6 protein-coding genes and 1 pseudogene are annotated in these 7999 nt (G+C 74.2%); 3 read left to right on the plus strand and 4 right to left on the minus strand.

All coding sequences use genetic code 11. The features are described 5' to 3' along the window. Both ACFP3V_RS02670 and ACFP3V_RS02675 read right to left on the minus strand, forming a co-directional pair. Window positions 1-1755 (minus strand): branched-chain amino acid ABC transporter permease (locus tag ACFP3V_RS02670; RefSeq protein WP_417774518.1); only part of this gene is annotated, 1755 nt, incomplete at its 3' end. A 1-nt stretch (window position 1756) separates the two neighbouring features. Continuing rightward, a complete protein-coding gene (locus ACFP3V_RS02675) occupies window positions 1757-2269 on the minus strand; it encodes a hypothetical protein (RefSeq protein ID WP_380579244.1) in 513 nt (170 codons plus the stop codon). A gap of 200 nt (window positions 2270-2469) precedes the next feature. Between ACFP3V_RS02675 and ACFP3V_RS02680 the strand changes: the two genes are divergently transcribed. Continuing rightward, a complete protein-coding gene (locus tag ACFP3V_RS02680; RefSeq protein WP_380579246.1) occupies window positions 2470-3102 on the plus strand; it encodes an MTB12 C-terminal domain-containing protein in 633 nt (210 codons plus the stop codon). A 4-nt stretch (window positions 3103-3106) separates the two neighbouring features. Next, window positions 3107-4444 (plus strand): ABC transporter substrate-binding protein, encoded by a 1338-nt coding sequence (locus tag ACFP3V_RS02685; protein WP_380579248.1) that lies wholly within the window; start codon window positions 3107-3109, stop codon window positions 4442-4444. A gap of 60 nt (window positions 4445-4504) precedes the next feature. On the opposite strand, the gene ACFP3V_RS02690 is transcribed toward ACFP3V_RS02685, so the two are convergent. After that, the gene (locus tag ACFP3V_RS02690; RefSeq protein WP_380579250.1) at window positions 4505-6403 is read right to left on the minus strand and encodes a hypothetical protein; all 1899 of its coding nucleotides are present in this window, start codon (window positions 6401-6403) and stop codon (window positions 4505-4507) included. Window positions 6404-6629: 226 nt separating this feature from the next. Between ACFP3V_RS02690 and ACFP3V_RS02695 the strand changes: the two genes are divergently transcribed. Continuing rightward, window positions 6630-7508 carry an acyl-CoA thioesterase gene (locus ACFP3V_RS02695; RefSeq protein WP_380579252.1) on the plus strand — a complete coding sequence of 293 codons (879 nt, stop codon included), beginning with the start codon at window positions 6630-6632 and terminating at the stop codon, window positions 7506-7508. 191 nt (window positions 7509-7699) lie between these two features. On the opposite strand, the pseudogene ACFP3V_RS02700 reads toward ACFP3V_RS02695, so the two are convergent. After that, a pseudogene (locus ACFP3V_RS02700) lies at window positions 7700-7999 on the minus strand (hypothetical protein); the annotation flags it as partial.

Consider the following 7999-nt stretch of genomic DNA (forward strand, 5'->3'; position numbering starts at 1 on the left):
GGCGTGGGTGGGGGTGAGCCACTGGCGGGGGAAGGCGGCGAGGCCGCCCGGGGGGAGGGGGAGGAGGGCGAGGAGCCCCAGCAGGGCGATGGCGGGGCCGGTCGGCAGGGCGGTGAGGAGCGCCGCGGCGAGGAGTGCGCCCACCGCGCTGTCGGGGCCCAGGACGATGACCGCCGCGAACCAGACCAACCCCTGGACCGGGTCGAACGCCGAGGCGTCGAAGGCCTGGCCCCCCAGCGCCAGCAGGCCGCCGCCGAGGGCGGCGAGGGCCGCGCCCAGGACGAACGCGCCCAGCTTGAGCCGGGGGACCGCCACGCCCGCCGCCGCCGCGCCGGGCTCGTGGTCGCGCATCGCGCCCAGCGCACGGCCGGTCGGACCGCGGCGCAGCAGCCGAACGACCGTCAGGGCGCAGAGCAGCAGGGCGAGTTCGAGGCCGTAGAAGAAGCGGTCGTCGGCCAGCGGGCCGCCGGTGCCGCGGTCGAGGACCAGGCCGCCCGTCAGGTCGGGCTGCTCGAAGACCAGGCGGCTGAACGCCGTTCCCACCGCGAACGTGGTCAGCGCCAGCGCCAGCCCCCGGCGGCGGATGGCGGGCCAGCCGACGAGCAGGCCGAGCGGGGCGGCGATCAGCACCGCGCACGCCAGGGCGAGCAGCGGGGGCATCGACGCGGCCAGCGCCCCGGTCAGCAGTGCGCCGACGCCCGCGTAACCCGCCTGGCCCAGGGAGATCTGGCCGCCGTAGCCGGTGACCACCACGACCGACAGCAGGACCAGCGCCAGCGCCGGCACCTGCAGGGCCGCGCGAAGGTCGTCGGGGCGGAAGGCGAAGGGGATCAGCAGCAGCGCCATGACCGCGACGCGGACCGGGAAGAAGCGGTCCGCGTCGTCGGCCGGGATCGGCGGACCGGGGGGCACCGGCCGTGTCTCGCTGCCGCGCGGAAGCAGCCACAGCCCGCCTGCCAGCAGGGCCAGCACGAAGACGTTGGCGCTGACCGCATGCCAGGTCGGGGACTGAAGCTGCGTCAGTTCGCTCTGCACGACGCCCAGGAGCAGCGCCGAGACCACCGCCAGCGTGAGGCTGCGCAGCCCAGCGAGCACCGCCACCGCGACCGTCTCCATCACCAGCAGCGGCAGCCCGAAGGGGTCGAGCCGCAGTTCGGGGGCGAGCAGCGCCCCGGTCAGGCCGGCCGTGAAGGCGCTGAACGCCCAGCCGACGCTGGAGACGCGGTCCGCGTCCACGCCCGCCAGCTCGGCCAGGCCGCGATTGTCGACGACCGCGCGGACCTGGCGGCCGAAGCCGGTGAACCGGCTGACCGCGGCCACTCCGGCCGCCAGCACCAGCACCACCCACAGGGCGCTGAACGGCAGCACCTTCGGCGCGTCCAGCCGGGGCACCGGTCCCCAGAGCAGGTAGGCGGCCCCGACCAGCAGCACGAACACGCCCAGGCAGGCGACCAGCAGGTGCACCGTCCCGGCGCCGCGCCGCTGCAGCCGCCGGAAGACCAGGGCGTCCAGGGCCCAGCCCAGGCCCGGAGCGAAGACCAGCAGGCAGGCGCAGAGCGCGAGCGGGCGTGGCCAGTGCCAGACCACCACGCACTGGCGCAGCGCGTACGCGGTGACCATGGCGATGGCGCCCTGCGCCAGGTTGAGCACGCCGGTGGCCCGGTAGCAGACGACCAGGCCGATGCCCGAGAGCGCGGCCGCGCTGCCCACGGCGATGCCGGCGAAGGCCAGTTCCACCGTCAGCGGCGCCGACATGTCAGTGTTCCCGCGGGTCGCACAGCGGGCAGGGGCGCAGTCCCTCCGCGGCCTCCAGCGGGCGAACGTCCTGGCGGCCGTGGAGCAGCAGGCAGCCGGCGCGGTGGAAGGTCCGGCCCCCGGGGACGAGGTAGAAGCCGGGCTCGCCGTCGGCCGGCGGCGCGTCGTCGGCGCCACCGCTCGGTGGACCGCTCGCTGCCGGAGAGGCGGCGCGCTGCTCGGCCAGCAACTGGGTGAGCAGGTCCAACTGCCGTTGCAGTTCCGCCAGTCGGGCCTCCTGCTGCTCTGCGTGCCGATCGGGCCCGGAGCCGCCCGCCAGCAGCACCGCCGCGGCGATCACCAGTGCCGCACCCGGGACGGTGGCGGAGGCGAGGTAGGGGAGCTGCCGTTCGGCGTAGCGCTCACCGGAGATCCCGTACCAGCCGAGGACGAGCAGGGCCGCCCCCGCCGCGCCCGCGAGCCAGCCGAGCCGCACCCGCAGCCGGGCCGGTCGGGGCGGACGTGGCACCTCCATGCCGTCCAGCAAAGCACAAGGTCGGGCCGGTGCTCCATGCCTGCACGCGCGTCGGAAGCGGTCGGCCGCGTTCCGGAGCGGCCCAGGGCACGGCACTGTCACGGTCACCCATCGATCCCGTTCCGTCCGGGTGCGTTGTCGATGGGGAGGTCTAGCGTGGAAACGACCTGATTCGCGCTCAGTCGGGTGGTGACGATGCCATGTCCGATGCACGGTCCTTCAGAAGCCGACGCGGGGCCCGCGCCGTGCTCCAGGCGCTGCTGGCCGTCGCGGTACTGCTGATCGCGGCTGCCTGCTCCAGTTCGAGCAGTTCGAAGTCCGCGGTCAACCCGACCGTCGGCGCCACCGGTGCGAGCGGCGGGGCGCAGACCGGTGCGAGCAGCAGCGCGGCCGCCCCCTCCTCGTCCGCGGCCGCCGCCGCGCCCTGCGGGACGGGCGCCGCGCCGAAGGTGAGCGGCACCGGGCCGGCCGACCCTGCGGCCGCGGCGCAGCAGATCTCCGCGAACTGGGCGAAGTTCTTCAACCCGGCCACCCCGGCCGCCGAGAAGATCGGCCTGCTGGAGAACGGCACCGCCTTCGCTCCGGTGCTGCACGCCTTCGGCGGCAACTCCCTTGCCGCGCACGCCTCCGCCACCGTCACCGCGGTGCAGTTCAGCTCCGCCACCGCGGCCGGGGTGACGTACAACCTGTGCGTCGGCGGGCAGCCGCAGATACCCGGGGCCTCCGGGCACAGCGTGCAGCACAACGGCGTCTGGCAGGTCTCCGACTCCACGCTGTGCGGCCTGCTGAAGCTGAGCGGCAGCTCGGCCGCCGCGGTCCCCGGCTGCTCCTGACCCCGTGCGGTCGCGGTCCGGGATCGCCGCCCGGCTCGGCGCCCTGGGCGCGGTCCTGCTGCTGCTCGCCCTCGCGGGCTGCGGCAGCAGGCTGCCGGAACGGGACTTCGAGCCGGGCGGCACCGGCCCGGGCAGTGGCGGGCCGGCCGCGCCGCCGATCACGGTCGGCGTGCTCACCTCGGTGAGCAGCCCGCTCGGCGCCGAGGCCTTCGCCGGGCCCCGGTACGGCGCGCTCGCGTTCTTCCAGGCGCTGGACGCCAAGGGCGGTCTGGCGGGCCGTCAGATCCGGGTGGTCACCTGCGACGACGAGGGCTCGGGCCTGGGCGACCAGCGCTGCGTCCACCAACTCCTGGACCAGCAACACGTGGTCGCGCTGGTGGCCACCAGCGTCCTCGACTACGCGGGCGCGGCCCACGTCAGCGCGAAGGGCGTGCCCGACATCGGCGGCCAGCCCATCGACACCGCCTACGACCGCTATCCGCACCTGTACGCCATCAACGGCAGCGACGAGCCGCGCGACGGTCGCGCCGTCGGCTGGAACGGCGTGCAGTACCAGACCACGGAGGTGTACCGGTACTTCAAGCAGAAGCTCGGGCTGAGCCGGGCCGCCGTGGTGGCCTACAACCAGGCGGACTCGGCCCGTTACGCCGCCCAGGTGGCGCAGGGGCTGCGCGCCGAGGGGTACCAGGTGCTGTCCGAGACGGTGGACTTCGCGCTGCCCGGCTTCGCCGCCGTCGCGGCCGCGATGAAGCACGCCGGGACGCAGCTGGTGCTGGACGCGCTGGACACCCGGGGCAATGTCGGCCTGTGCCAGGCGATGGCCGCCGCGGGCGTGCGTCCGACGGCCAAGGTCACCAACGTGCAGAACTGGTCCGAGCAGGTGCGCACCGACTACGCCCAGGTCCCCCAGTGCCGCCAGGAGCTGTGGGCCACCTCGGGCAGCCGCAACTACGAGGACACCGGATACGCCGCGGTCGCCGCCTTCCGGGCCGCCATGCAGCGGTACTACCCGCAGCGGGAGGGACTGCTGTCGCAGTGGGAGCTGGAGGGCTGGGCCGCCGCCCAGTGGTTCACGGACGCCGCCGCCTCCTGCGGCCGCACCGTCGACTCCGCCTGCGTGGACGCCTTCATGACGCGCCGTCAGCCCTACGACGCGCACGGCCTGCTCGTCCCCGCCTCCTTCGTCCCGAGCGCGTCTCCGCCGCAGGGGCCGCAGCACGCCTGCCTGGACGTGGCGCGCTGGCAGGACGCGGCCGAGGGCGGCCGCGGCGGCTGGGTCACCCAGGTGCCGGACATGGACGCCAACTGCTTCGACGTCCCCGCGCTGCCATACCGGCCGTGAGCGCTGCCGTACCGGCCGTGAGCCCTGCCGTACCGGCCCTGAGCCCTGCCGTCCCGCGCCCTACCGGCCCTGAGCGCTGACGCGCACGTGGTGCCGGACCTGACGGATCAGCGGCAGCGTGCTCGGATCCGGGCCGGTGCCGATGACGACGGTGGACAGGCTCATCGGCTGCGGGGTCACCGCGCGCAGCAGGATCCTGCCCTTGATGCCGGGGGGCTCCACGCCCTTCTCCGGCGCGCCCAGGGTGTAGACGGCGGTGGCGTGCGGGGCCAGCTGCTTCGGGCCGGCCAGCACCGCCCAGTAGTCGGAGATGGTGGAGCCGGTGCTGGTGGCGAAGTGCGGGCTGAGCTGGGCGCCGGTGGTGTTGGTCACCTGGACCTGAAGCCGTGTCAGCACCCCGGTGAGCGCGCGCAGTCCGCTGCCCTCCCGGCCCTCGACGGCCTGGACGCTCATGGTCAACGGGGGCGGCGTGGCCACCGCGACCAGCAGGCAGACGAGTGACGGGGCGAGCAGCACCGGCACCAGCAGGGTCCGCACCGTGCGGCTGCGCAGCCAGCCCATGCGCGGATGCCAGGCCCGGTCGAAGTCGGCGGCCCCGACGGTGGCGGCGGCCATCACCCACAGCGGCACCGTCAGGTCCCAGTAGTCCTGCTGCGAGCGGGTGGACAGGTAGAACACCACCCAGGGCATGACCGTGACGGCGGGGCCCAGCCGCCGCGGGAAGACCACCAGCAGGACCAGCATCGCCATGCCGAACAGCAGGCCGCCGGTGCTGTACAGGTGCAGCGCACCGCTGCCCGAGGTGAGGAACTGCGAGATGCCGACCACGCCCTGGCCGGCGGGGATGGCCTGCTGCACCAGGGGGGTGAGGATGCCCAGCAGCCAGGCGTGCGGCCCCTGGAGGACGAAGGGCAGGTTGATCACCAGGAAGACGCCGAGGGCGATGCCGCTGTACCGCAGCACCACCAGCGCCGCCTGACGGGCCGGCAGCTCCCCGCGGCGGATCATGAACAGCCCCACGGCGAGGAACGGCGCCAGGAACCACGTCAGTTGGTGGAAGCACGCGGCGATGCCGAGGGAGGCGGCCTGCGCGCTGCCGCGCACCCCGAGGCGACCGCCGGCCCCGGTCCGGTGCCAGTAGGCCACGGTGAAGATGAGGAACGCGAGCTCCATGCAGCCCGGGTAGCCCATCTGCGCGTAGTTGGGCAGCCAGCCCAGCCCGTAGCAGACGATCACGGCGACCGGCCGCCACGAGGGCGGCAGCAGCAGGAACATGACGACCGAGGCGACCAGCAGCATCACCGTGGCGGCGATCCCCGCCGACGGGTGGCTCAACCCGAGCCGCATCGGAATCGCCGTCAGCACCGGCCCCAGCGGCGGGTAGTCGAGGCCGGTGGCGGCGCCGCCGTCCATCAGCGGGGTGGTGCCCACGTGGTAGAGCTTGAAGATCTCCGGCCAGTGGGTGCCGTAGATGTGGCCATGGTGCAGCAAGGTCCGCGCCGCGCTGTGCACCAGCGCGCCCTCGTCGGTGCCGTAGTAGACCCGCCCGCCCGAGGTGCCGTGCGGCGGCTGCGCGGCCGTCACCGTGTAGAAGCGGTTCAGGCACTCCAGCGCGGCGATCCCGAGCAGGGAGGCGTCCAGCAGCGTCATCGCCCGCCGGGTGCGCACCGCGAGGGCGAGCACCGCGATGGCCAGCAGCCCGCCGAAGTAGAGGATGACGGCGAGCGCGTGCACGGGCTGGTTGACCGCGCTGCGGTTCCACACGTCCCGGGCGCCGATCAGCATGGACGCGCAGCACAGCACCGTCAGCAGCCGGTTGACCTGCGCGGGCGGGAGCCGGTGCGCGGCCTTCGCCGCGCCCTTCCGCGTCGGCGCGGCCGCTGCCTGCGCCGCGGCGTCGGCCTCCGGGGCCTGCGGGCGCTGCGGTGGGTCGTCGGTGGCGGACGTCAGCGAACTCACGCCGGAATCGTGGCACTTCGCGATGAACGCCGATTTGCCGAAGATTCGGTGCCGGTTCGGAGTTGCACCAGAGCTGAGCAGGGAGAACACGCCTGGAAGCAGCCGTTCCGCGACACCTGTTTCTCACCCGTTCGGGCGGCGCCCCGTACATCTGAGCAGGCCCGTGCGGGTGGTGCCGGGTCGCGCGGGTGAGAATGGCGTCCGAGCGCGGAGGAACGGAGCGGGCATGGGTGAGGACGAGTCGGCGGCCAATCCGGTGGGGCACCTGGTCGAGCTGCTGGACCTGGAGCAGATCGAGCTGAACATCTTCCGCGGCCGCAGTCCGGAGGAATCCCTGCAGCGGGTCTTCGGCGGCCAGGTGGCCGGCCAGGCGCTGATCGCGGCGGGCCGCACGGTCGACCCGGGCCGCCCGGTGCACTCGCTGCACGCGTACTTCCTGCGACCGGGCACGCCGGGCGTGCCGATCGTCTACACCGTGGACCGCATCCGCGACGGCCGCTCCTTCACGACGCGCCGGGTGCTCGGCGTACAGCAGGGCCGGACCATCTTCGCCCTGACGGCCGACTTCCACCTGCCCGAGACCGGCCCCTTCGAGCACCAGGTGGCCATGCCCGACGTCCCGGATCCGGAGTCGCTGCCGAGCGCGCTGGACGAGGTCGGCTCCGTGCTGGGCGAACTGCCGCCGTTCATCTCGCGCCGCCAGCCGTTCGACCTGCGGTACGTGGACCGGCTGCGGTGGACGAAGGACGAACTGGGCGGGGTCGAGCCCCGCAGTGCGGTGTGGCTGCGGACGGTGGGCAAGCTGGTCGACGACCCGCTGGTGCACGCGTGCGCGGTGACGTACGCGAGCGACATGACCCTGCTGGACGCGGTGCGCGTGCCGGTGGAGCCCCTGTGGGGGAAGCGGCACTTCGACATGGCGTCGCTGGATCACGCCATGTGGTTCCATCAGCCCTTCCGGGCGGACGAGTGGCTTCTCTACCAGCAGCAGTCCCCGGTGGCGGTGGGCGGGAGGGGTCTGGCGCACGGTCAACTCTTCACCCGGGACGGGCGGTTGGCCGTCTCCGTGATGCAGGAGGGCTTGTTCCGCGCCCTGCCCAGGTAGCAGCGTGGGGCTCCTGCCGAGGTGCGGCTCCGCCGCGGGGCGACGCGAGCAACCATGCAGCCCCGTCAGGGGCGCGAGGAACCGCGCGGGCAACACACCACCCGGGAAGGTCCGGCCGGCAGATGGAGACGAACCTCCCTCAGTGGTCGGCTGGTCGCGCAGTTCCTCGTGCGCTTGAGGGGGCGTGCCGCTCAGCGCAGGGAGGCGACGACTTCGGTCACGAGGGTGCTGGTCAGGCCGGCCGCGGCGTGGGTCGCGGCCGTGGCCGAGTCGTGGGCCGCATCCGGGGCGTCGAGGAGGGCATGGGCTCGGGCCAGCGCGGCGTGCAGGAGGGCAACGGCGCGCAGATCCCACGCCGGGGTCGTCGCGAGCGCGGCTTCAGCCGCCCTTCGGGCGCCGGGGGCGTCGCCCAGGGCGAGGGCGCAGAACGCCGCCGTCGTCGCCCCGGCCGGCCCGGCGAGGGCGAGGTGGGCGGCGACCGCCTCCGCCTC

It is taken from the genome of Streptacidiphilus monticola, from assembly GCF_042658505.1.
Lineage (GTDB): Bacteria > Actinomycetota > Actinomycetes > Streptomycetales > Streptomycetaceae > Streptacidiphilus > Streptacidiphilus monticola.